Here is a 22,980-nt window from a genome sequence, read left to right as displayed (position 1 = left end):
GAGCCTCCGTGGACGGCCTTCGCTGTCTCTGGGTGAATGCCCGAGACCGGTGCTCAGCGGTCCAGAATCCGGTCGAACTGCGTGGTGGTGTGCCGCAGATGGGCCACGAGCTCCTCGCCGACCTGGGGCTCGGGGGCGTCCGAGGGCACGAACAGGATCGACACCTGCATGTGCGGCGGCTCGGCGAACCAGCGCTGTTTGCCGCCCCAGACGAACGGCGAGAGGTTCCGGTTCACCGTGGCGAGGCCGGCCCTGGCGACGCCCTTGGCGCGCGGCATCACGCCGTGCAGGGCCTTGGGCGCCTCCAGACCCACGCCGTGCGACGTACCGCCCGCCACGACCACCAGAAAGCCGTCGGAGGCGGCCTTCTGCTGGCGGTAGCCGAACCGGTCGCCCTTGGCGACACGGGTGACGTCCAGAACGGCGCCCCGGTACTCCGTGGCCTCGTGATCCCCCAGCCACAGCCGCGTGCCGATACGGGCGCGGAACCGGGTCTGCGGGAACTGCTGCTGCAGCCGGGCGAGGTCCTCGGCCTTCAGGTGGCTGACGAACATCGTGTGCAGCGGCAGCCGGGCCGCGCGCAGCCGGTCCATCCAGCCGATGACCTCCTCGACGGCGTCGGAGCCGTCGGTGCGGTCCAGCGGCAGGTGGATCGCGAACCCTTCGAGGCGGACGTTCTCTATGGCGGCGTGCAGTTGGGACAGGTCCTGCTCGCTGATGCCGTGCCGCTTCATCGAGGACATCACCTCGATGACCACGCGGGCGCCCACGAGGCCGTACACGCCGTCGATCGACGACACCGAGCGCACGACGCGGTCGGGCAGCGGGACGGGCTCCTCGCCGCGCCGGTAGGGGGTCAGCACCAGCAGGTCGCCGCTGAAGAAGTCCTTGACGCGCGCGGCCTCGTACGTGGTGCCGACGGCCAGGACGTCGGAGCCCAGCCGTGTGGCCTCCTCCGCGAGCCGCTCGTGCCCGAACCCGTAGCCGTTGCCCTTGCAGACCGGGACGAGTCCCGGGAACTGCTCCTGCACGTGCTTGTGGTGCGCCCGCCAGCGCGCGGTGTCGACGTAAAGCGTGAGCGCCATGGCCGGACCCGGAACCTTTCTTGTGGCTGCGGTGGTGTGGAGGTGAGCGAAGCTCGGAGGGGAGGAGAGCCTGTCAGCGGCGCGACATGTAGATGTCGAGCGCCTTGTGGAGCAGCTTGTTCAGCGGGAAGTCCCACTCGCCGAGGTACTCGGCGGCCTGTCCGCCCGTGCCCACCTTGAACTGGATCAGGCCGAACAGGTGGTCCGACTCGTCCAGCGAGTCGGAGATGCCGCGCAGGTCGTAGACGGTCGCGCCGAGCGCGTAGGCGTCGCGCAGCATCCGCCACTGCATGGCGTTCGAGGGCCGGAACTCGCGGCCGATGTTGTCGGAGGCCCCGTAGGAGTACCAGACGTGCCCGCCGACGATCAGCATGGTCGCCGCCGACAGGTTCACCCCGTTGTGGCGGGCGAAGTACAGCCGCATGCGGTTCGGGTCCTCGGTGTTGAGAGCCGTCCACATGCGCTGGAAGTACGACAGCGGGCGCGGCCGGAAGTGGTCGCGCACGGCCGTGATCTCGTACAGCCGCTGCCATTCCTCCAGGTCGTGGTAACCGCCCTGGACGACCTCGACGCCGGCCTTCTCGGCCTTCTTGATGTTGCGGCGCCACAGCTGGTTGAAGTTCTTGTGCACCTCTTCGAGGGAACGGTTCGCCAGCGGCACCTGGTAGACGTAACGGGGCTGGACGTCGCCGAAGCCGGCGCCGCCGTCCTCGCCCTGCTGCCAGCCCATGCGGCGCAGCTTGTCGGCCACCTCGAAGGCACGCGGCTCGATGAAGTCCGCCTCGATGTCGCGCAGCCGCTTGACGTCCGGGTTCTGGATGCCCGCCTTGATGGAGGTGGCCTCCCAGCGGCGGATGATCACCGGCGGGCCCATCTTCACGGAGAACGCGCCCTGTTGCCGCAGGTGCGCGAGCATCGGCTCCAGCCACTCGGTCAGGTTCGGCGCGTACCAGTTGATGACCGGACCCTCGGGCAGATAGGCCAAGTAGCGCTTGATCTTGGGGAGTTGACGGTAGAGGACGAGGCCGGCGCCGACGAGTTCGCCGGTCCTGTCGTCGAACCAGCCGAGGTTCTCCGACCGCCACTCGGCCTTGACGTCGGCCCAGGCCGGAACCTGCATGTGGCTCGCCGACGGCAGGCTCTGGATGTACGCCAGATGCTGCTCGCGGCTGATCGTCCTCAGGGTCAGGCTCATTCGGGGCGCTCCTCGGGCTGGTGTGTCCCCATGGGTACAGGGGCTCCGGCTCTCGCGCGAAGCCTACTGCGCCTGGAGAGCGGCCCGACTGGGCGCACGGGACCTTCGCCCCGGCCGGCGGGGCGGCAGGGGCGGTTCGCGGGTCGAGCGGTCGTCAGTTGTTCATGAGGGTGCGGACGGTGCCGCGGTGCCGGGGTCGGCGTCGCTCAGCTCACCAGAGGCCGCCGAAGAGGCCGCCGTGCGCCATGCCGAGGAAGAAGCCGACGCCGGAGGCGCCGAGGCCCAGGATCAGGAAGAAGCGCTCACGGGTGGTCTCGGAGATCCACTGTCCGTAGGCGCCGGTGAAGATCCCCACCAGGCCGGCCCACGAGCTGAGCAGGTGGAGGTTGTCGAACATCGCCGTGACGAAGGACACCGCTCCGAGCAGCAGGGCTGCCGCCATCAAGGCGTGCTGCACGGGATGGGGTCGGCCGTCGGTGGCGAAGAGAGAGCCGGCGGTGTTGGGTCGCAATGCCTGTGCCATAGGGCACCTCCTGCGGAAGGCGGCGCATAGTAGCGCCGTACACACCCGATGCGTACAGACTGAGGGTCCTCCCGGGCGGATTTCAACCGCAAGCACGCATGCAGGTAGTCTGTACCGTCTGCACCGGTGTCTGTCCAGGCACAGCCAGGGCGTCCGCCCAGCTCGGCGCGGGGACGTCGCAAGCCGCCCCCGACTGTCAGTGGCGGCCGATACCGTTGCGAACGCATCACAACCCTCCTGCCACGGAACGACCGTGGCCGCTGAGTCCGAAGGAGGTGGGTTCCACATGCGTCACTACGAGGTGATGGTCATCCTCGACCCCGATCTCGAGGAGCGCGCTGTCTCCCCGCTGATCGAGAACTTCCTCTCCGTCGTCCGTGAGGGCAACGGAAAGGTGGAGAAGGTCGACACCTGGGGCCGTCGTCGTCTCGCGTACGAGATCAAGAAGAAGCCCGAGGGCATCTACTCGGTCATCGACCTGCAGGCCGAGCCTGCGGTCGTCAAGGAGCTCGACCGCCAGATGAACCTGAACGAGTCGGTCCTCCGGACCAAGGTCCTCCGTCCCGAGACCCACTGAGCTCTCCCGCTCAGCTGATCTCGGGAATCTGAGTAGCAGCACCAGCAGCCAGCAGCAGCAAACCCGCCGAGAGGTTCCCCATGGCAGGCGAGACCGTCATCACGGTCATCGGCAATCTCGTCGATGACCCCGAGCTGCGCTTCACCCCCTCCGGTGCGGCGGTCGCGAAGTTCCGTGTCGCGTCCACCCCCCGCACCTTCGACCGCCAGACGAACGAGTGGAAGGACGGCGAAAGCCTCTTCCTGACCTGCTCGGTCTGGCGTCAGGCGGCGGAGAACGTCGCCGAGTCGCTCCAGCGAGGCATGCGCGTCGTCGTGCAGGGCCGGCTGAAGCAGCGGTCCTACGAGGACCGCGAGGGCGTCAAGCGCACGGTCTTCGAGCTGGACGTCGAGGAGGTCGGCCCCAGCCTGCGCAACGCCACGGCCAAGGTCACCAAGACCACCGGTCGCGGTGGCCAGGGTGGCGGCGGCGGTTACGGCGGCGGCCAGGGCGGTGGCGGCGGCTGGGGCGGTGGCTCCGGCGGCGGCCAGCAGGGCGGCGGAGCTCCCTCCGACGACCCGTGGGCGACCAGCGCTCCCGCCGGTGGAAACTCCGGCGGCGGCGGTGGCGGCGGCTGGGGTGGGAACTCCGGCGGCGGCAGCGGCAGCGGCGGCGGCTACTCGGACGAGCCCCCCTTCTAAGGGCGGGTTCGCATCCCAACTTCTTGATCACACAGGAGAAACACCATGGCGAAGCCGCCTGTGCGCAAGCCTAAGAAGAAGGTCTGCGCTTTCTGCAAGGACAAGGTCACGTACGTGGACTACAAGGACACGAACATGCTGCGGAAGTTCATTTCCGACCGCGGCAAGATCCGTGCCCGCCGCGTGACCGGCAACTGCACGCAGCACCAGCGTGACGTCGCCACGGCCGTCAAGAACAGCCGTGAGATGGCGCTGCTGCCCTACACCGCCCAGGCGCGATAAGGGAAGGGTGACCGACTAATGAAGATCATCCTCACCCACGAGGTCTCCGGCCTCGGTGCCGCGGGCGACGTCGTCGACGTCAAGGACGGTTACGCTCGCAACTACCTGATCCCGCGGAATTTCGCTATCCGCTGGACCAAGGGTGGCGAGAAGGACGTCGAGCAGATCCGTCGCGCTCGCAAGATCCACGAGATCCAGACCATCGAGCAGGCCAACTCCGTGAAGGCCCAGCTCGAGGGTGTGAAGGTCCGCCTGGCCGTCCGCTCCGGCGACGCCGGTCGTCTCTTCGGTTCCGTCACCCCGGCCGACGTCGCCTCGGCGATCAAGGCTGCCGGTGGCCCCGAGGTCGACAAGCGCCGCATCGAGCTCGGTTCGCCGATCAAGACCCTGGGCGCTCACGAGACGTCCGTGCGTCTGCACCCCGAGGTTGCCGCCAAGGTCAACATCGAGGTCGTCTCGGCCTGATCGCCGTGCTCGGCTCGAAGAGCTGAGAAGGGGCCGCACCTTCCGAGGTGCGGCCCCTTCCGCGTGTTCGAAAGCGAGTCAGGGTTTCACGTGAAACGAGTCGGCTCGCAGTCGGTGGGAGAGGCCCTGGCCCGTGTCAGCGCGTTGCGCCGATCACTACCCAGCGACCCGACCGGGCGCGAAGCCAGAGGGTCAGCCATCGCGTCGCCATCATCAACGTCATCGCGCCCCACAGGGCGGTCAGCCCCCCGCCGAGCACCGGTACGAGCACGGCCACCGGGGCGAAGACGGCCAGCGTGAGCACCATCGCCCAGGCGAGATAGGGGCCGTCACCGGCGCCCATCAGCACGCCGTCGAGGACGAAGACGACGCCGCAGATCGGCTGGGAGAGCGCCACCACGAGCAGAGCCGGCAGCGCGGTGTCCTTCACGATCGGATCGCTGCTGAACAGGGGGAGGAAGAGCGGCCGTGAGACCACGACGAGCACTCCGAGCGCCACGCCCACGGCGATGCCCCACTCGACCATGCGGCGACAGGCGGCCCGGGCCCCCTGGGCGTCGCCGGCGCCGAGACAGCGCCCGATGATCGCCTGACCTGCGATGGCGATGGCGTCGAGGGCGAAGGCGAGCAGGCTCCACAGCGACAGGATGATCTGATGCGCCGCGATGTCGGCGTCGCCGAGACGCGCTGCCACCGCCGTGGCGATCATGAGGACGGCGCGCAGGGAGAGGGTGCGCACCAGCAGCGGCACTCCGGCCTGGGCCGACGCCCGGATCCCGGCGGAGTCGGGACGCAGCGAGGCGCCATGACGGCGGGCGCCCCGGACCACCACGACGAGGTAGACCACGGCCATGCCGCACTGAGCGACGACGGTGCCCCAGGCGGATCCGGCGATGCCGAGCCCCGCCCCGTAGACGAGACCGACGTTGAAGAGGGCGTTGGCGACGAAGCCCGAGATGGCGACGTAGAGCGGTGTCCTCGTGTCCTGAAGTCCGCGCAGAACGCCGGTCGCGGCCAGCACGACGAGCATGGCCGGAATGCCGAGCGCCGAGATGCGCAGATAGGTGATCGCGTAGGGAGCGGCCGTGTCGGAGGCGCCGAACGCCTCGACGAGTGCGGGTGCCGCGGGCAGGACGACGGCGATCACGGCAGCGCCGAGCAGCAGCGCCAGCCAGATGCCGTCCATGCCCTGGCGGATGGCTGCCGGGAGGTCGCCGGCGCCCACGCGGCGGGCGACGGCCGCCGTGGTGGCGTAGGCGAGGAAGACGAAGACGCTCACGGCGGTCATGAGGAGTGCGGAGGCGATTCCCAGGCCCGCCAGCTGAGCTGTGCCGAGGTGGCCCACGATCGCGCTGTCCACCATGACGAAGAGCGGCTCGGCGACGAGAGCGCCGAAGGCCGGAACTGCCAGGGAGACGATCTCCCGATCGTGTTGTCGGCGGGTGGCCTTGGCGGTCGCGGGAGCCTGTGTCATGTGCACCAATGTAATCTTCCACAGGTAAGTGATGCAATAGTGCAGTGACCCTTACTCGGCTTCTGGCCGGGCCGCTTCTCGCGCACCGTTCGAGGCGATCTTGGCCCGACCGGGAAACTTTTTCTTCTGCACAGCCGGTGGATGGTGAAAGTGCAGGTCACGGCGGTCGTCGAGAGAAATACGAGGGCTTGTTCACAGGGCTGTCCACCGGGTCGTGCACAGGTTTCGCCGGGTTCTCCACAGCATCGGGCCCGTCGTCCACATGGCCTGTGGATAACCAGATTGGCTGACGCCGCTCGCGGGCCTACCGTGGTCCGGCGCCCGCTCCGTCCACCGGCTGGGGAACCCCTGCGGAACCCACCCGCCCGGACCGGAGTTGGGCCTCTCAGTTGTCAGTGCCGTGGCGTAGAAATGACGTGCCCGGCGAGGTCCGCTCCGCGGACGGGAGGAGGTGGCTCGGTGAGCATTTCCGAGCCCTTGGACGATCCCTGGGCCGACAGTGGCCCCAGCGATCGTCTGCCCTCCTCCCGGCGGCGCGGCGACGTGGGCCGCGGCCGGGACGAACAGCACGACCGCGGCCGGGACAGCGGCGAGTGGGACAGCGGCGGCACGGCCTTCGAGCGAGTGCCGCCACAGGATCTGGACGCCGAACAGTCGGTGCTCGGCGGCATGCTCCTGTCCAAGGACGCCATCGCCGACGTGGTCGAGATCCTCAAGGGCCACGACTTCTACAAGCCCGCCCACGAGACGATCTACCAGGCGATCCTCGACGTCTACGCCAAGGGCGAGCCGGCCGACCCCATCACCATCGCCGCCGAGCTCACCAAGCGCGGCGAGATCAACAAGGTCGGCGGCGCGTCGTACCTGCACACGCTCGTCCAGACGGTGCCCACGGCGGCCAACGCCGAGTACTACGCGGAGATCGTCCACGAGCGGGCGGTGCTGCGCCGCCTGGTCGAGGCCGGCACCCGCATCACCCAGATGGGATACGCGGCCGACGACGACGTCGACGAGATCGTCAACCGTGCCCAGGCGGAGATCTACGCCGTCACCGAGCAGCGCACCAGCGAGGACTACCTCCCCCTCGGCGACATCATGGAAGGCGCCCTCGACGAGATCGAGGCGATCGGCTCGCGCAGCGGCGAGATGACCGGTGTGCCGACCGGATTCACCGACTTCGACTCGCTCACCAACGGACTGCATCCCGGTCAGATGATCGTCATCGCGGCCCGTCCCGCCATGGGAAAGTCCACGCTGGCACTGGACTTCGCGCGAGCCGCGTCGATCAAGAACAACCTGCCCAGCGTCATCTTCTCCCTGGAGATGGGGCGAAACGAGATCGCGATGCGCCTGCTGTCCGCCGAGGCGCGGGTCGCCCTGCACCACATGCGTTCCGGGACGATGACCGACGAGGACTGGACCCGGCTCGCCCGCCGGATGCCGGACGTCTCGGCCGCCCCGCTTTTCATCGACGACTCCCCGAACCTGTCGATGATGGAGATCCGGGCCAAGTGCCGCCGCCTCAAGCAGCGCAACGACATCAGGCTGGTCGTCATCGACTACCTCCAGCTGATGCAGTCCGGCGGCTCCAAGCGTGCAGAGAACCGCCAGCAGGAGGTCTCGGACATGTCCCGTAACCTCAAGCTCCTCGCCAAGGAGCTGGAGATCCCGGTGATCGCGCTGTCCCAGCTCAACCGTGGCCCCGAGCAGCGCACCGACAAGAAGCCCATGGTCTCCGACCTGCGTGAGTCGGGCTCCATCGAGCAGGACGCCGACATGGTGATCCTGCTGCACCGTGAGGACGCGTACGAGAAGGAGTCGCCGCGGGCGGGCGAGGCCGACCTGATCGTGGCCAAGCACCGTAACGGCCCCACGGCGACGATCACCGTCGCCTTCCAGGGCCACTACTCACGCTTCGTGGACATGGCCCAGACCTGAGCCGGCGGGCTGTCGGCCGGTCGTCCTGGGGGCCTTCAGCCGGGCTGGAAGAACGCGAGCATCTTCCGGGCGGCGTCCGGCGACGTCAGCAGAGCCTGGATGTCCGCGGACATCCGGGCGGCGGCGCCGGTGCGTTCGAACATCTCGCGTTCGTATTCTTCGACGGCCGCGGGAAGGTCATCCTGGTGCGAGGCCAGCGCGAGACCCAGCAGGGCGCCGTCCAGCAGCGCCATGTTGGCGCCCTCCCCGACCGGCGGCATCAGATGCGCGGCGTCGCCGATCAGTGTGACGTCCGGTCGCGACGGCCAGGTCAGTCCGACCGGGAGAGCGGTGATCGGCCGCGGCACCACCGTGTCGTCACAGGCCGCGATCAGCGCGGTGAACCGTGAGTCCCAGCCGGGGAGCAGGTCGATCAGCCGTGCCTTGGCGGCCGCCGGATCGTCGAACGGGATGCCGCTGGCGGCGATCCAGTCCTCGCCGGTGCCGTAGAAGCTGAGGCCGATGCGTACGCGGCCGTCGCCGTTGCGCTGTGCCGCCAGGGACACTCCGTCGCCGAGAACCCAGTAGTTGCCGCGCCCGACCATCGCCGCGAGGTCGGGATGCGTGCGGTCGATGTTGGGAATGCCGATCTCGACGATGTTCTGGCCGATGTGCGCCGGGCGGGCGCCGGTGAGCAGCGGACGGACCCGGGAGCGCGCGCCGTCCGCGCCGACCAGAAGGTCGTACCTCGCACCGCTGCCGTCGGCGAAGTGCAGGAGGCCGTCGCCGGCGGATGTGAACGCGTGCCCCCAGCGCACCATGTCTTCGGGGAGGGAGTCCAACAGCAGGTCGCGCAGGTCGGCGCGGTCGACCTCGGGTCGCTCCAGTGGGGCGTCGTCGGGCGTGTCCTCCTGGAGCAGCAGGGTGCCGTCCGGTTCCAGCAGGCGCATGTCCTGGCCTTCGCCACGGGCTATCGCGTGGAACCGGTCGATCAGTCCGGCCTCGCGCAGCGCCCGCTGGCCGGAGTGGATGTCGAGCATGCCGCCCTGACCGCGAGCAGCGCGGGACGTTTCACGTTCGTACACGACGGCGTCGATGCCGTTCATGTGCAGCAGCCGGGCGAGGGCCAGGCCGCCCAGGCCTGCTCCGACGATGGCGATGGTCATGGACGTCTCCTCGATACGCTGTATGAGTCGATACACTGTATCGCCTGATGCGATGTATCGTGGGCGGCATGTTGGTGTGGGAGAGGCCGGAGCCGCCGAATCGCCCCGTACCGGCCGCTTTGAGCCGGGAGCGGATCGTGCGAGCGGCGATCCGGCTGGCCGACGCGGACGGCCTGGACGCTGTGTCGCTGCGCAAGGTGGCCGGCGCGCTCGACGTCCGGCCGATGCGGCTCTACGGCTACATCGCCGGCAAGGAGGAGCTGCTCGATCTGATGGTCGACGCCGCGTACGCCGAGATCCGGCCGGTCGGTGACGGCTGGCGGGAGGTGCTCCGCTCCCTCGCCGAAACCACCCGGCACGCCGTTCACGAGCATGAGTGGCTCGCCGATCTCCTGGGCGGCCGCCCGCAGCTCGGGCCGCACGCGCTGGCCAGCGGGGAGAGCGTGATGGCCGCACTGGGCGACGTCGACGTGGACGCCGTCATGCCGGTGGTCGCCGCGGTCAACGCGTACGTGATCGGCGCGGTGCGCCGGGAGATCGCCGAGCGGCGTGCCGAGAGGGCCACCGGGATGGACGAGAAGCGTTGGCAGGCCTCGCTCGGGCCCTATCTGGAGCGAACCTTCGCCACCGGGCGGTTCCCCGCGCTGGCCACGGTGGTGCGCGATGCCGCCCACCTGGACGCCGACCACACCTTCCGGATGGGTCTCGACCTCCTGCTCGACGGCATCGCAGGACGTTTGGCGAGGTGAGGCAGGCAGGGCGCAAGGATCCGACCGGCCACAACATGAGGTCGGCGGGCCCCGAGGCAATGGGCTCGACTCACGCGGTCGGGCCAGGTGGACTGGCCCCATGACGACATTTCACGAAGAACTGCTCCCCGGCACCCGGCGTGCGCTGCTGCACAGTATCGCCGTGGCCCAGGCCGAGGGCCGGTCCCCGTCGCTCGTCGCCGCGGTCGTGCGCGACGGACGGGCCGTGTGGCACGGGGCGCGTACCTCGGTCGACGGACACGGACCCGATGAGAACGTGCAGTACCGCATCGGTTCGATCACCAAGACGTTCACCGCGGTGCTTGTGATGCGGCTGCGTGACGAGGGGGCGCTCGACCTCGGGGACCCGTTGGAGAAGCACCTGCCGGGCACGGATGCCGGCGGGGCGACGATCGCTCAACTGCTCGCCCACACCGGCGGACTGGCAGCGGAATCGCCCGGTCCTTGGTGGGAGCGGACACCGGGCGCGTTGCGCCCCGACCTCGCAGACGTCCTCGGCGACCGCCCTGTCCTGCATCCGGCAGGCCGCCGGTTCCACTACTCCAACCCCGGCTACAGCCTCCTCGGAGCCCTGGTGGAGGAGCTCCGAGGAGCGTCGTGGGACGAGGTCCTACGGCGTGAAGTGCTCGAACCCCTGGGCCTTGATCGCACGAGTACACGACCCCGGCACCCCCATGCGGGCGGCTGGGCGGTGCATCCGTGGGCCGATGTCCTGCTGCCCGAGCCCGCCGAGGACTTCGGTCGAATGGCCGCGGCGGGTCAACTCTGGTCCACGTCAGGGGATCTGGCCCGGTTCGCGGCCTTCCTCGCGCACGGGGACGACCGGGTGCTGTGTGCTCGGACGCTGCGGGAGATGCGAACGCCCGCAGCGCCGACCGACCCGGCGGATTTCACGGACGGCGGTTCCTATGGGCTCGGTCTGCGGATCGAGAACCAGGGCGGCCGCGTGCTCGTGGGCCATTCCGGGTCGGTTCCGGGGTTCCTGGCGAGCCTTGCCCTGAGCGTGTCGGACGACGTCGCGGCGGTGGTGCTCGCCAACTGCACCTCCGGTCCGACCGTGACCCAGGTGGCCGCCGACCTCGTGCGCATCGTCGCCGAGACGGAGCCCCGCATTCCCGAGCCGTGGCGGCCGTCGCCGCACGTCGACCGTTCTCTGCTGGAACTGACCGGTCCTTGGTACTGGGGGACCAGCCCGTACACGCTGCGGATCACCGAGGGCGACCTCCTCTGCCTTGCGCCGCTCTCCGGCAACGGCAGGCGTTCAAGGTTCCGGACCAACGGCGACGGCACCTGGACAGGCTTGGAGGGCTACTTCGCGGGCGAGATCCTTCAGGCCGTTCGACGACCGGGCGGCTCGGTGGACCATCTGGACCTCGGCTCGTTCGTGTTCACCCGTCAGCCCTATGACGAGGGTGCCGCCGTACCTGGTGGTGTCGACGCGGAGGGGTGGCGGGGAATCGGCTAGTCGCCCTCGGACAGCGGTAGTTGAGGAAGCGCCCTGTTTCACGTGAAACAGGGCGCTGCCACCTTTTCGTTCCGCGGTCTCAGAGGTGGAGCTTGAAGCCGACGTGCGAGGCCACGAAGCCGAGCCGCTCGTAGAAGCGATGGGCGTCGGTGCGCGTGACGTCGGACGTCAGCTGCACCAACTGGCAGTCCGCCCGCCGGGACTCCTCGACCGCCCATTCGATGAACCGCGTTCCCAAGCCGCTGCCGCGTTCGTCGGCGTGGACGCGGACACCCTCGACGATCGACCGGGTGGCTCCGCGCCGGGACAGTCCCGGGATGATCGTCAATTGGAGCGTGCCGACGACCCGGCCTTCCCTCACGGCGACGACGACGCGTTGGTTCGGGTCGGAGCTGAGCCGTTCCAGCGCGGAGGCGTAAGGGGTCAGGTCGTCCGGTGACTCTCGCTGAGCCCCCAAGGGGTCGTCGGCGAGCATGGCGACGATCGCGGGGATGTCGTCGGCGACGGCGGGGCGTATTTCAAGATCTCCCATGACTGCAGCCTACGCAGCCGCGGCTGTCGCCTTCAGTGTCTCCACGGCCCGGACCAGCGGGGCCAGTTCGGGGTTCCTCGCCGCCTCGTCGAGGGCTTCGCGCAGTGCGGTGTCGTTGGTCGGGCGGGCCGCGCCGAGCAGGCTGAGGCCCGCTGCGGTGACGTTGGTGTAGATGCCGCGACGATCGGTGGGGCAGAGGTAGCGCTCTAGGAGGCCCCGGTCCTCCAGCCGGGTCACCAGCCGGGTGGTGGCGCTCTGGCTGAGGACGACCGCGTCGGCGACCTGTTTCATCTGCAGATGGCCGCCCTCGCCGTCGTGCTGACGGCTGAGCACGTCGAGCAGGGAGTACTCGCGCACGCTCAGGTCGTGACGGGTCTGCAGCGCACGCTCGATGTGCGCCTCGATCCTTCCGTGCAGCAGAGAGAGGGCGCACCAGCCCTGGGCGAGCGCGGTGAGTGCGGGGTCCGTCGCGGTCATGAGCGTCCTTCCTCCGTCACGGAGCGGCTGAACACCAGGGTAATGCAGCACCGCGATATACGGCGTTTGCATGTATCAAGCGTCTGCAAGTATTGTCGAGGCACGTAAAGCGCACCTGCAATTATTTTGGAAGGCGTACCACCCATGCCTCTCGCGCTCCTTGCCCTCGCGATCGGAGCCTTCGGGATCGGGACCACCGAGTTCGTGATCATGGGCCTGCTGCCCGAGGTCGCAGGCGACTTCGGGGTGTCCATCCCCACCGCGGGCTTCCTTGTGACCGGCTACGCGCTGGGCGTCATGTTCGGCGCCCCTCTGATGACCGTCCTCGGCACCAGGCTCCCCCGCAAGCGGATGCTGATGCTGCTGATGGGCCTGTTCATCGTCGGCAACCTGCTGTCCGCCGTCGCCCCCGCGTTCGCCCTCATGCTGGCCGGCCGAGTCGTCGCCTCGCTGGCGCACGGTGCCTTCTTCGGCATCGGCTCGGTCGTCGCGGCCGATCTGGTCGCTCCCGACAAGAAGGCCGGCGCCATCGCGATGATGTTCACCGGTCTGACCGTCGCCAACGTCGTCGGCGTCCCGCTGGGCACCCTGGTCGGCCAGAGCGCCGGCTGGCGCGTCACCTTCGCCGTCGTCGCGGCGCTCGGCGTGGTGGGGCTGGCCGGCATCGCCAAACTGGTGCCCGACATGCCCCGGCCGCAGGGAGTGCGTCTGCGCCACGAGTTCGCCGCCTTCAAGAACGCACAGGTCCTTCTCGCCATGGCGATGACCGTCCTCGGCTTCGGCGGTGTCTTCGCCGCCATCACCTACATCGCACCGATGATGACTCGCGTGGCCGGCTTCGCCGACGGCTCCGTCACCTGGCTGCTGGTCCTCTTCGGGCTCGGGATGGTCGCCGGCAACCTCGTCGGCGGCAGGTACGCCGACCGCGCCCTGATGCCGATGCTCTACGTCTCCCTGGGCGCCCTGGCCGTCGTCCTGGCGCTCTTCACGCTCACCGCGCACGACAAGGTCCTGGCGGCCGTCACGATCGCTCTGATCGGCGCCCTGGGCTTCGCCACCGTCCCGCCGCTGCAGAAGCGCGTTCTGGACCAGGCGCACGGCGCGCCGACGCTGGCCTCGGCGGTCAACATCGGCGCCTTCAACCTCGGCAACGCCCTGTCCGCATGGCTCGGCGGCATGGTCATCGCGGCCGGACTGGGCTACACCGCTCCCAACTGGGTGGGCGCCGCCCTCGCCGCCGCCGCTCTGCTCCTCGCCTTCGTCTCCTCCGCCCTGGAACGCCGGGAGAGGGCCGCCGACGCCCCGAGCGCCGTCGTCGCCGGCGGCGTGCCTACCGAGCAGCGGGCCACCGTTCACCACTGAGAGCGGCCGGACACGCGGGCGGTGCCGGGTTGCTCTCCGGCGGTACACGGCGCTTCAGCTGAACGCCCCGACCGCGCTCGGCCGCCCGCTGCCGTTCCTCGAGGGCGGCATGCCGGGTACCGCACGTCGCGGGGCCCGGCATCCGTGTGGCCGCACCGTCAGCCGGCCGCCACGGTGAGCGGCGCGAACCGCCGGCTCCAGTCACCGGGCAGTTCGGCGATCCCGTAGGTCATGACGGCGTTGAAGCCGGCGGACGCCAGGCCCCGAGCCTTCAGCCACAGCAGCAGATCCTCGTGCCGTACGTCGATGTCGGTGCGCAGGGGACGGTCCGTCCGGGCGGCCAGGGAGGTCACCAGCGCCTTCGCGGTCTCCGTGTCCCGGGCGATCAGCGGGCCTACGACCTGGGTGTCCATGTTGGGCCATGCGGCGGCGTAACCGATGATCCGGCCGCCCTCCTCGGCCACCCGTACCTGGTCGGCGAAGGCGGGAAGCCGGGCGAGGATGTGGGTGCGGTCGGCGCCGAACACCTGCTCGTCGAGCCTGACGATCGTGGCGAGGTCCTCGGCCGTGGCCGCGCGGGTCACGTCGTCGGGACGCACGTCGCCCCCGGTGAAGCGGCCGCGCACCATCTCCGCGCGCCCCGTGGTCTTGAAGCCCAGCTCCTCGTAGAGGGGTCGCCCGTACTCGGTGGCGTGAAGGGTCAGCGGAGTGGTGCCCATGGCGCAGACGACGTGCTGCATCAGCCGTCGGCCGACGCCCTGCCTGGCGTGCCGTTCGGCTACCAGCACCATGCCGACGGCACCGAGGACCGGCCGGCCGTGCGGACCGTACTCGGTGACCACGCAGGCGCTGACGAGGCCACCGTCGGGGTCGTCGACGCCGTAGCCCGTCCCGGCGGTCAGGAGGAGGCCCCATTTGTGTTCCTCGCGTGGCCACCCCCGGTCCTCTGACAGGTCGGCGCATGCCGTGAGGTCACGGTGCGTCAGGCGGCGGATGGGGAGGGTGGCGGGGGAAGGAATCGGCACGCGGGTCAGGCTGTCCGATCGGCGGCTCGGTCGTCCACCTCATTCCCAGGACACGTACGTGCTTTAGGCCATGCGCCCCTGAGTACCCGGGACCGGCACTGTGCGGGGCTGTTTCACGTGAAACACCGTCGCGCTCGCCGCCGCCGCGCCGCTTTGCCCCGGCTCGGGCCCCCTCGGCCGGGGAAGGGGGGCGTGTGAGCGAGGAGCGATGCCCGGTATGGTCGAGTCCGGTTCGTGTCCGGAACGTGATCTGCGAGGCGCGGTGCATGCGTCCCGCGCGAGCCGACGGGTCTCAGGCGGCCGGAACGAGGGGACCGCGGCCATGGCGGCCGTGCGACGGGACGCAGAAGCCGGCTGTCCGCGAGGGGAAGCAGGCGCCTTCCGACGGGAGGCGCGCAGACCGACCGAAAGACGTGCGAGGCGAGGCACACCATGGACGCTCCGACCACCAGGTCGGCCGACAAGGACACGTCCGACGGCGAGGAGGGATGGTTCACGCCGCACAAGCAGCCTGATCCGCCCACCGAACCCGACCATGCGGCCCCAGCTCCTCCCGCTCCGCAGAGGGCCGCCGGTCCGCCCTCCGAGCCTTCGCAGCTCTCGGCTCCCGCCCGGCCCGGCGTCGCCTCATGGCCCCGGGGCCCCGCCGAACCGCCTGCGCCCAGCCCGAACGCTTCCTCGGACGCCGTCCGCATCCGCCGGACCATGGCCGAGGTGACTCCCGTGGCCGACGACGTCACGTCGTACTTCTACGCGCTGCTCTTCGTCCGCCACCCCGAGCTGCGCTCGCTCTTCCCGCCCGCGATGGACGTTCAGCGGGACCGGTTGCTGAAGGCCCTGCTGATCACCGCCGAGCGCCTCGACGACACCTCGATGCTGGACGAGTACCTGCAGAACCTGGGCCGTGGTCACCGCAGGTTCGGCACCCGCCCCGAGCACTACCCGGCTGTCGGCGAGTGCCTGATCGAGGCCCTCGGCGCCTACGCCGGCTCCGTCTGGGACGCCGAGACCGAGGCGGCCTGGGTCCGGACCTACACCAGGATCTCCCAGGTCATGATCGACGCGGCGGCCGCCGACGAACTGCGGGCCCCGGCCTGGTGGAACGCGGAGGTCGTCTCCCACGAGCTGAGAACCCCGGACGTCGCCGTCCTCACTGTCCGGCCCGACCAGCCCTATCCGTTCCTCGCCGGGCAGTACGCGAGCCTGGAGACACCGTGGTGGCCGCGGATCTGGCGGCATTACTCCTTCGCCTCGGCCCCCCGCTCCGACGGACTGCTGACGTTCCATGTGAAAGCCGTCCCGGCGGGTTGGGTGTCCAACGCGCTGGTGCACCGTGCCCGCCCCGGCGACATCGTCAGGCTCGGTCCGCCCGCCGGCTCGATGACCGTCGACCACACCCACGACAGCGGGCTGCTCTGCCTGGGCGGCGGCACCGGAATAGCGCCCGTCAAGGCGCTGGTCGAGGACGTCGCCGATCGCGGCGCACGCCGCCCGGTCGAGGTCTTCTACGGCGCCCGCAGCGATCAGGACCTGTACGCCATCGAGGCGTTGCTCGGGCTCCAGGAGTCCCATTCCTGGCTGCAGGTACGGCCCGTGGTCGACGACCGGGACGGCCTCATGCGGCTCCCCGAGGCCGTGCGCGGCTTCGGCCCATGGGCCGGATACGACGCCTACGTGTCAGGGCCGCCCGGACTGATCCGCAGGGGAGTGGACTCCCTGAGCGCCTCAGGCATCCCCACGGAGCGCATACGTCACGACGCGGTCGAGGAACTCGCCGGCACCAGGTCCTGACCTCGCTTCCCGGGCATCACCCCAGGTCCGGGGCATGCATGGCACGGACGCCCTCGATGTTGCCGTCGAGGTAGTGCCGCAGGGACAGCGGGACGAGGTGGACGGAGGCGATCCCGACCCGGGTGAACGGCACGCGGACGATCTCGTACTCGCCGACGGGTTCGTCGACCTCGGGACCGTGCCGCAGGGCCGGGTCCATGGAGCCGAGCCGGCAGACGAAGAAGTGCTGCACCTTCACGCCGGTCGCGCCGCCGTCCTCGCCGATGTGCTCGACGGTGTCGACGAAGCAGGGCACCACGTCGGTGATCTTGGCGCCGAGCTCCTCGTACACCTCCCGGTGCAGGGCCTCGACGACGGTCGCGTCCTCCGGCTCGACGCCGCCTCCGGGGGTGAGCCAGTAGGGATCCATGCCGGGCTTGGTGCGCTTGATCAGGATCAGGTCGTCACCGTCCAGCAGAACGGCGCGTGCGGTGCGCTTGACCACAGGTCGGACGGTCATGGGAGAAATGTGGCCCGGCTGGTTCCACGTGAAACATCCCGCATCGTCACCGGTCGGGCCTTCACCGTGACCGCGGGCACGAACACGCTCAGCACCACTCGGAGGCCGCGCTCAGCAGCCAGTCGTGCGCCCGCGCTATGTGCGGCATCGCCAGGGTGCCACTGCGCACCACCAGGACGTATGTCCGCAGCGGCGGCACCGTGGGCTCATGCAGTGCCACCAGATCACCGCCGGCCAGGGCGGCCGCGCAGAGGTAGCGCGGCAGCACCGCCAGCCCCGCGCCCGCGACAGCGCACGCCAGCACCGCCCGCAGATCGGGGACGATCACGGTGCCCGAGGCGGTGGGACGCGCGTCGAAGACGGAGGCCCAGTAGCGGGAGACGAGGGGGAGTGACTCGTGCACTTCGATCACCGGCAGGTGCTCCAGCGCGGCAGCGCCCTTGCGCCATGGCTGCCGGGCACTGATCAGTTCGGCCCGGTCCGGAGCGGCGACCAGAACGTGCTCCTCGTCGCACAGCGGGGTCGCCGTGAGCAGTGCGCCGCGCGGCCGGACCGTACTGATCGCCACATCGTGGTGCCCGGCGGCCAGCCCCTCCAGCACCTCCTCGGCGGTCCCGAAAGAGGCGCGTAAGGAAAGGGAATGCCCGTCCTCGCCGGCCAGTTCGGTGAGAGCCGGCAGAGCGCGTGCGGCGGTGAACTCCGGAGGGCCGGCGAGGTGCAGCGTCCGTACCGCGGATTCGTCGTCGAGGTCGGTCTCGGTGATCTCCACCAGGGCGTCGAGGTGCGGAGCGGCCTTGTGCGCGAGCTCGTCGCCGATGGAGGTCGGGGTGACCCCGCGGGCCTGGCGCAGGAACAGCGGGCGCCCGAGCTGCCGTTCCAGCGTGCGGATCTGGGAGGTGACGGCCGGCTGGGACAATCCCAGCAGGGCGGCGGCACGGGTGAAGGAACCGGCCCGGTGCACGGTCACGAAGGTGCGCAGCAAGGCCAGATCCATGGAGCGTGCTCTCCCTTCCCGGCCTTTCCGGGCCCCGAGGCAGGGGTCAACTATAAAAAAGTCGATAGGCCCCTGCCGCTACAGTGATTGGACACTGACACAGAGTCAACTAGCCTGGATCAGGCGGTTCTTCGCGCGTGGAACCGTGGACGGTCCGAGCCACGAGGGGGGAGGTTCGGACCGTCCGGTGCGCCCGGCGCTCCACCGGACGGCGTCCGCCGACCCGTCACCGGCCCGACTCGTCCAGCGCACGCAGCACATCCGCCACCAGGTCCTCGGGATCCTCGGCGCCGACCGACAGCCGGATGAAGCCCTCCGGCACCGCGTCCCCGCCCCAGCGACCCCGCCGCTCAGCCGTGGAACGCACTCCGCCGAAGCTGGTCGCGTCGTCCACGAGCCGCAGCGCGTCGAGGAAGCGCTCCGCTCGCGCGCGCGTGGGCAACGTGAAGGACACCACGCATCCGAAGCGCCGCATCTGTCGCGAGGCGATCTGATGGGACGGGTCGTCCGGCAGTCCCGGGTACCGCAGCCCGCTCACCTCGCTTCTGCTCCGCAGCGCCTCGGCCACGGCCAGCGCGCCGGCGGTCTGCCGGTCGACGCGCATCTGCAGGGTGGCGATCGACCGGTGGGCGAGCCAGGCCTCCATCGGGCCGGGAATCGCGCCGACGATCTTGCGCCAGCGGCGTACCGCCGTCATGGGCTCACCGGCGCGCCCGGTGACGTAACCGAGGAGGACGTCGCCGTGCCCGGTGAGCTGCTTGGTGCCGCTGGCCACCGAGAAGTCGGCGCCCAGTTCCAGGGGACGCTGCCCCAGCGGCGTCGCCAGGGTGTTGTCCACCGCCACCAGAGCGCCACGCGTGTGTGCCGCCTCGACGAGCCGGCGGATGTCGCACACGTCGAGCCCGGGGTTCGACGGCGACTCGATCCACAGCAGCTTCGCGCCGTCGAGGACGTCGAGCTGGGCGTCCCCACCGGTGGGAGCGGTCCGCGCCACGATCCCGTACGCCTCCAGCTGGGCACGGACCAGAGGCAGCGCCTGGTAACCGTCGCTCGGCAGCACGACGGTGTCACCGGTGCGCAGCTGGGAGAAGAGGACCGCCGAGACGGCGGCCATGCCCGAGGCGAACGCGAGGGTCTCGACGTCGTCGTGCCCCGGCGCCTCGAGCTCGCCGATGGCGTGCTCCAGGTGCGTCCAGGTCGGGTTCTCGTCGCGGCCGTAGGTGTAAGGGCCGGTCGGCTCGCCCGGCAGGTGGAAGTGCGCGGCGAACACGGGACCGGGCAGGGTCGGCTCGTACTTCACCGGGTCGGGCAGGCCCGCCCGCACCGCGCGTGTGCCCTCGCCGGCGCCCGCGGAGAAGCCTCCGGTCGCAGCGGAATCGCTCATGTCACCCGTCCTTCCACGGCCTGGCGTACCGAGGCGAGCAGACCGACGCTCGCCTCCTCCACCCTCTCAAGGCACTCGTCGAAGCCGTCCGGGCCCCCGTAGTAGGGGTCGGGGACGTCGAGGTCGTCACCTGCCGAGGGGGCGTACGAACGCAACAGACGGACCTTCTGGGCGTCGTCAGGGGTGGGAGCGAGGAGACGCAGGGCCCTGAGGTGGCTGGAGTCCAGGGCGATCACCAGGTCGCGCCGGGCGAACCAGGACTGGTCGAAGACGCGGGCCGTGTGCGCGGTGGCGTAACCGCTCCGCTCGAGGACCGCGACGGTGCGCGGGTCGGCGTCCTCGCCCACGTGCCAGTCGCCTGTGCCGGCGCTGTCGATCTCGACCAGTGCGTCGAGTCCGGCCTCCGCGACGCGTGCGCGGAAGACCGACTCGGCCATCGGGGAGCGGCAGATGTTGCCGGTGCAGACGAAGCAGACGCGGTAGGTCATCGCGTGGTCAGTCCTTGTCGGGCAGGACGACGTTGAGCGCCCAGGAGACGACGGAGACGACCAGGCCGCCGAGCACGGCGGTCCAGAAACCGTCGACGTGGAAGCTGAGGTCGAGCTTGTCGGCCAGCCATGAGGTGAGCAGCAGCATCAACGCGTTGACCACGAGGGTTATCAGGCCGAGCGTGAGGACGAACAGCGGGAAGGTCAGCACCTTCACGACCGGCTTCACCAGGAAGTTGACGAGGCCGAAGAGCAGCGCCACCGCGATCAGGGTGCCGATTTCCTTGCCGGTGCTGTCGCCGGTCAGAGTGATCTTGTCGAGCAGCCAGACGGCGACCGCCAGGGCGCCCGCGTTGGCGATCGTCTTGACTACGAAATTCTTCATGTGTCTGATCGTGGCAGACGAGATCGGCGACGAGCGTGGGCGAGGACGATGAAGGCATTCCGGCTGGACGAACTGGAGGCGGAGAGAGCCGCCAACGACGGTGCCTACCTGCAGTTTCTGCGGGAGCGGAACATGTCGGTCGGGCTGTACGCGCTCGATGCCGGGGAGAATGATCCACAGAACCCGCACAATCAGGACGAGGTGTACTTCGTCGTGAGCGGGCGCGCCTCCATCACGGTCGGGATGGAGACCACCCAGGTGGCACGGGGCAGCGTGGTGTACGTGCCCGCCGGGGTCGCCCACAAGTTCCACCACATCAGCGAGGACCTGCGCGTTCTGGTCGTGTTCTCGCCACCGGAGGGGTGACCGTCTCCGACCGGCAGGGGATACGCAGTCTCAGGGTTCCCTAGGGGGACGATCAGGGGAGGACAAGGGGCGCGAGGCCTCCGTCGGCGTTCCTCGCGCCCTAGCATCGACGGCAGGACATCGAAGATCCGGCCCGTCGGGGCTCGGACATCCGACGAGAGGAGGACGAGAGCGATGCGAGAGATCTTCGCGGGACTGCCGTGGTGGGTGAAGTGGGTGGCCGTGCCGGTCATCGCGCTGGTCGTGTTCGGCGGCCTGATAGCGAGCGTGGTGGGCTTCGTCATCGGACTGCTCTTCAAGTTGCTGGTGTTCGTGGCGCTGGTCGCCGGACTGGTCTACGTGGTGCGGAAGTTCACGTCGACTTCCTCCTCGCGCGGGGACTGGTGAGCGGCGCGGACGGCCGGAGACGGTAACAGGAATCGCCTGTTACCTCGGCCGGGGGAAGTTTCCCCGACAGCCTGACTGTGAGCGGTGGCGGACGGTTAAAGTCCGGAACCCGACGCGGGGACGACCCCGCGAGCGGCGTATCCCCTTCCCGTGTTCCCGCACGGACCGCCCCCTCGCGCTTCGGGAGTAATCCTTGGCCACGGTTGACACCGCATCAGCGGAACCGTACGGACCCCCCGCCCGGCCGCCTTCCACCACACCCCCGCTCCAGCGCCCGCCGGCCAGGGGCGTTCCCGAGCAGCCGCATTCCGCGACGACCCTCATCAGCTCCGTCCAGCGCGCGATGCGTCTGCTGGAATCCGTCGCCGAGCACGAGTGCGGCGCACCGGCCAAACAACTGGCCCGCGAGACCGGCCTCGCGCTTCCCACCGCCTACCACCTGCTGCGGACCCTCGTCCACGAGGGGTATCTGCGCCGCGACAAGGGGCTGTTCTTCCTGGGGGAGGCGGCCGTGCGGCTGGGCGCCAGCGGGGCGGCGCAGAAACGTCGCAGCACGGTGGTCGACACTCTCGCCCACTGGCGCGATTCGATCGGTGTGCCGGTCTACTACGCCGTCTACCGGGAGGGTGAGATCGAGGTCATGTGCGTCTCCGACACCCCGGGCAACCCGGCGGTCGAGGAGTGGGCGGACTTCCGCGAGACAGGGCACGCGCATGCCATCGGCCAATGTCTGCTGGCCCAGTTGGACGAGGACTCGCGCCGTGACCACCTGACCCGCTACCCCGTTCAGTCGATCACCCCTTACACCGTCCGTGACGATCACACGCTGATGCGGCGGCTGGCCCGAGTGCGGCGGATGGAGGCGGTCGTCGAACGCCAGGAGTACGCGCTGGGCACGGTCTGCGCGGCGATCCCGATCACCGTGGGCACCTCGGCGGCGACGATGGCGATCTCACTGCCCGCCCATCAGTCGGACCGGCTGCTCTCGGCAGCACAGCAACTGCAACGCGAGGTCGGACGCATGCTGGGATCACTCGCGCTCTCTATCAGTATCTGAAAACTCACTCCTTGTGATCTGTCGTGCACGTTCAGCAAGATGCCTCCAGTGTCAGGGGTTGATTCCCAGCCATCCAAGGCAATGACGGGATAAGGCGATGCGCGAGTCCGTGCAGGCAGTACAGGCAGAGGTCATGATGAGCTTCCTCGTCTCCGAGGAGCTCTCGTTCCGTATCCCGGTCGAGCTGGGTTACGAGACCTGCGATCCCTACGCCGTGCGGCTCACCTTTCACCTGCCCGGTGATGCCCCGGTGACCTGGGCGTTCGGGCGGGAGCTGCTGGTCGACGGGGTGGGCAGACCATGCGGTGAGGGCGATGTGCGGGTCTCGCCCCTCGACCCCGGATCGCTCGGCGAGGTCCTGATCCGGCTTCAGGTGGGCAGTGACCAGGCGGTGTTCCGTTCGTCCACCGCCCCGCTCGTGGCCTTCCTCGACCGCACCGACAAGCTCGTCCCGCTGGGCCAGGAAGGCGCGCTCGCCGACTTCGACGCCCATCTCGACGAGGCTCTGGACCGGATCCTGGCGGAGGAACAGAGCGCCGGCTGAAGCGTCGCGCCGGGGAGGGCGACGGACGCTTCAGCGCGGGGAGGGGTTGTGCAGGAACGTTCCCTCGGGGCGATGGGGGGGCGCGGGCGC

Annotated in this window: 26 protein-coding genes; 13 read left to right on the top strand and 13 right to left on the bottom strand. The window is 69.7% G+C overall.

Going from position 1 to position 22,980, the window contains the following annotated elements:
• Positions 1-53 precede the first annotated feature (53 nt).
• The 3 genes from ACIRS4_RS15045 to ACIRS4_RS15035 all read right to left on the bottom strand — a co-directional run bounded on the left by ACIRS4_RS15045 (position 54) and on the right by ACIRS4_RS15035 (position 2,803).
• Positions 54-1,085: an alanine racemase gene (locus ACIRS4_RS15045; protein WP_404195047.1), complete on the bottom strand. Its 1,032-nt coding sequence runs from the start codon at positions 1,083-1,085 to the stop codon at positions 54-56.
• 73 nt (positions 1,086-1,158) lie between these two features.
• Positions 1,159-2,280, bottom strand: coding sequence for a peptidoglycan bridge formation glycyltransferase FemX (gene femX / locus ACIRS4_RS15040; protein WP_130439182.1), 1,122 nt, complete (start codon positions 2,278-2,280; stop codon positions 1,159-1,161).
• 211 nt (positions 2,281-2,491) lie between these two features.
• Positions 2,492-2,803, bottom strand: coding sequence for a hypothetical protein (locus ACIRS4_RS15035; protein ID WP_404195044.1), 312 nt, complete (start codon positions 2,801-2,803; stop codon positions 2,492-2,494).
• Positions 2,804-3,089: 286 nt separating this feature from the next.
• Between ACIRS4_RS15035 and rpsF the strand changes: the two genes are divergently transcribed.
• From rpsF to rplI, 4 genes are all read left to right on the top strand, one after another.
• On the top strand, positions 3,090-3,380 hold the full coding sequence (gene rpsF, locus ACIRS4_RS15030) for a 30S ribosomal protein S6 (protein WP_004950685.1): 291 nt from the start codon (positions 3,090-3,092) through the stop codon (positions 3,378-3,380).
• An 80-nt stretch (positions 3,381-3,460) separates the two neighbouring features.
• Entirely contained in the window at positions 3,461-4,060 is a 600-nt protein-coding gene (locus tag ACIRS4_RS15025; protein WP_404195042.1) for a single-stranded DNA-binding protein, read from the top strand.
• Positions 4,061-4,105: 45 nt separating this feature from the next.
• On the top strand, positions 4,106-4,342 hold the full coding sequence (gene rpsR / locus ACIRS4_RS15020; RefSeq protein ID WP_020130672.1) for a 30S ribosomal protein S18: 237 nt from the start codon (positions 4,106-4,108) through the stop codon (positions 4,340-4,342).
• A gap of 18 nt (positions 4,343-4,360) precedes the next feature.
• Positions 4,361-4,807: a 50S ribosomal protein L9 gene (rplI, locus tag ACIRS4_RS15015; protein WP_404195039.1), complete on the top strand. Its 447-nt coding sequence runs from the start codon at positions 4,361-4,363 to the stop codon at positions 4,805-4,807.
• A 136-nt stretch (positions 4,808-4,943) separates the two neighbouring features.
• On the opposite strand, the gene ACIRS4_RS15010 is transcribed toward rplI, so the two are convergent.
• Entirely contained in the window at positions 4,944-6,281 is a 1,338-nt protein-coding gene (locus tag ACIRS4_RS15010; RefSeq protein WP_404195037.1) for an MATE family efflux transporter, read from the bottom strand.
• A gap of 459 nt (positions 6,282-6,740) precedes the next feature.
• On the opposite strand from ACIRS4_RS15010, the gene dnaB reads away from it, so the two are divergent.
• Positions 6,741-8,219, top strand: coding sequence for a replicative DNA helicase (gene dnaB / locus ACIRS4_RS15005; RefSeq protein WP_404195034.1), 1,479 nt, complete (start codon positions 6,741-6,743; stop codon positions 8,217-8,219).
• Positions 8,220-8,254: 35 nt separating this feature from the next.
• Here the strand turns inward: dnaB and ACIRS4_RS15000 are convergent, their stop codons facing one another.
• Positions 8,255-9,364 carry an FAD-dependent oxidoreductase gene (locus ACIRS4_RS15000; protein ID WP_404195031.1) on the bottom strand — a complete coding sequence of 370 codons (1,110 nt, stop codon included), beginning with the start codon at positions 9,362-9,364 and terminating at the stop codon, positions 8,255-8,257.
• A gap of 68 nt (positions 9,365-9,432) precedes the next feature.
• Here ACIRS4_RS15000 and ACIRS4_RS14995 point away from each other — a divergent pair, with 68 nt between their 5' ends.
• Together ACIRS4_RS14995 and ACIRS4_RS14990 are read left to right on the top strand one after the other, a co-directional pair.
• Entirely contained in the window at positions 9,433-10,113 is a 681-nt protein-coding gene (locus ACIRS4_RS14995; protein WP_404195028.1) for a TetR/AcrR family transcriptional regulator, read from the top strand.
• Positions 10,114-10,213: 100 nt separating this feature from the next.
• Complete coding sequence (locus ACIRS4_RS14990; RefSeq protein ID WP_404195026.1) at positions 10,214-11,599, top strand: serine hydrolase domain-containing protein; 1,386 nt, start codon at positions 10,214-10,216, stop codon at positions 11,597-11,599.
• A 79-nt stretch (positions 11,600-11,678) separates the two neighbouring features.
• Here ACIRS4_RS14990 and ACIRS4_RS14985 read toward each other — a convergent pair whose 3' ends face one another.
• Complete coding sequence (locus ACIRS4_RS14985; RefSeq protein ID WP_404195023.1) at positions 11,679-12,131, bottom strand: GNAT family N-acetyltransferase; 453 nt, start codon at positions 12,129-12,131, stop codon at positions 11,679-11,681.
• A gap of 9 nt (positions 12,132-12,140) precedes the next feature.
• A complete protein-coding gene (locus ACIRS4_RS14980; RefSeq protein WP_404195021.1) occupies positions 12,141-12,608 on the bottom strand; it encodes a MarR family winged helix-turn-helix transcriptional regulator in 468 nt (155 codons plus the stop codon).
• A gap of 144 nt (positions 12,609-12,752) precedes the next feature.
• On the opposite strand from ACIRS4_RS14980, the gene ACIRS4_RS14975 reads away from it, so the two are divergent.
• On the top strand, positions 12,753-13,970 hold the full coding sequence (locus ACIRS4_RS14975; RefSeq protein ID WP_404195020.1) for an MFS transporter: 1,218 nt from the start codon (positions 12,753-12,755) through the stop codon (positions 13,968-13,970).
• Between the two features lie 158 nt (positions 13,971-14,128).
• Here the strand turns inward: ACIRS4_RS14975 and ACIRS4_RS14970 are convergent, their stop codons facing one another.
• A complete protein-coding gene (locus ACIRS4_RS14970; protein WP_404195019.1) occupies positions 14,129-14,995 on the bottom strand; it encodes a GNAT family N-acetyltransferase in 867 nt (288 codons plus the stop codon).
• A 432-nt stretch (positions 14,996-15,427) separates the two neighbouring features.
• On the opposite strand from ACIRS4_RS14970, the gene ACIRS4_RS14965 reads away from it, so the two are divergent.
• Positions 15,428-16,786: a globin domain-containing protein gene (locus ACIRS4_RS14965; protein ID WP_404195016.1), complete on the top strand. Its 1,359-nt coding sequence runs from the start codon at positions 15,428-15,430 to the stop codon at positions 16,784-16,786.
• Positions 16,787-16,802: 16 nt separating this feature from the next.
• Here the strand turns inward: ACIRS4_RS14965 and ACIRS4_RS14960 are convergent, their stop codons facing one another.
• The 5 genes from ACIRS4_RS14960 to ACIRS4_RS14940 all read right to left on the bottom strand — a co-directional run bounded on the left by ACIRS4_RS14960 (position 16,803) and on the right by ACIRS4_RS14940 (position 20,536).
• Positions 16,803-17,285, bottom strand: coding sequence for an NUDIX hydrolase (locus ACIRS4_RS14960; protein WP_352251181.1), 483 nt, complete (start codon positions 17,283-17,285; stop codon positions 16,803-16,805).
• Between the two features lie 88 nt (positions 17,286-17,373).
• A complete protein-coding gene (locus ACIRS4_RS14955) occupies positions 17,374-18,279 on the bottom strand; it encodes a LysR family transcriptional regulator (RefSeq protein WP_404195013.1) in 906 nt (301 codons plus the stop codon).
• A 226-nt stretch (positions 18,280-18,505) separates the two neighbouring features.
• Entirely contained in the window at positions 18,506-19,663 is a 1,158-nt protein-coding gene (locus ACIRS4_RS14950) for a cystathionine gamma-lyase (protein WP_404195010.1), read from the bottom strand.
• Complete coding sequence (locus ACIRS4_RS14945) at positions 19,660-20,151, bottom strand: low molecular weight protein-tyrosine-phosphatase (protein ID WP_404195008.1); 492 nt, start codon at positions 20,149-20,151, stop codon at positions 19,660-19,662. Before ACIRS4_RS14945 ends, ACIRS4_RS14950 begins: the two co-directional genes overlap by 4 nt.
• A 7-nt stretch (positions 20,152-20,158) precedes the next feature.
• On the bottom strand, positions 20,159-20,536 hold the full coding sequence (locus ACIRS4_RS14940) for a phage holin family protein (protein ID WP_404195006.1): 378 nt from the start codon (positions 20,534-20,536) through the stop codon (positions 20,159-20,161).
• 48 nt (positions 20,537-20,584) lie between these two features.
• Between ACIRS4_RS14940 and ACIRS4_RS14935 the strand changes: the two genes are divergently transcribed.
• The 4 genes from ACIRS4_RS14935 to ACIRS4_RS14920 all read left to right on the top strand — a co-directional run bounded on the left by ACIRS4_RS14935 (position 20,585) and on the right by ACIRS4_RS14920 (position 22,890).
• On the top strand, positions 20,585-20,902 hold the full coding sequence (locus ACIRS4_RS14935) for a cupin domain-containing protein (protein WP_404195003.1): 318 nt from the start codon (positions 20,585-20,587) through the stop codon (positions 20,900-20,902).
• Positions 20,903-21,076: 174 nt separating this feature from the next.
• The gene (locus tag ACIRS4_RS14930; protein ID WP_404195001.1) at positions 21,077-21,289 is read left to right on the top strand and encodes a DUF5326 family protein; all 213 of its coding nucleotides are present in this window, start codon (positions 21,077-21,079) and stop codon (positions 21,287-21,289) included.
• Between the two features lie 193 nt (positions 21,290-21,482).
• Positions 21,483-22,346 carry an IclR family transcriptional regulator gene (locus ACIRS4_RS14925; protein ID WP_404194998.1) on the top strand — a complete coding sequence of 288 codons (864 nt, stop codon included), beginning with the start codon at positions 21,483-21,485 and terminating at the stop codon, positions 22,344-22,346.
• Between the two features lie 97 nt (positions 22,347-22,443).
• The gene (locus ACIRS4_RS14920; RefSeq protein WP_404194996.1) at positions 22,444-22,890 is read left to right on the top strand and encodes an SsgA family sporulation/cell division regulator; all 447 of its coding nucleotides are present in this window, start codon (positions 22,444-22,446) and stop codon (positions 22,888-22,890) included.
• Positions 22,891-22,980 lie beyond the last annotated feature (90 nt).

It is taken from the genome of Streptomyces sp. NPDC101166, from assembly GCF_044768125.1.
Taxonomy (GTDB): Bacteria; Actinomycetota; Actinomycetes; order Streptomycetales; family Streptomycetaceae; genus Streptomyces.
This window is presented reverse-complemented; position numbering and strand designations above follow the sequence as displayed.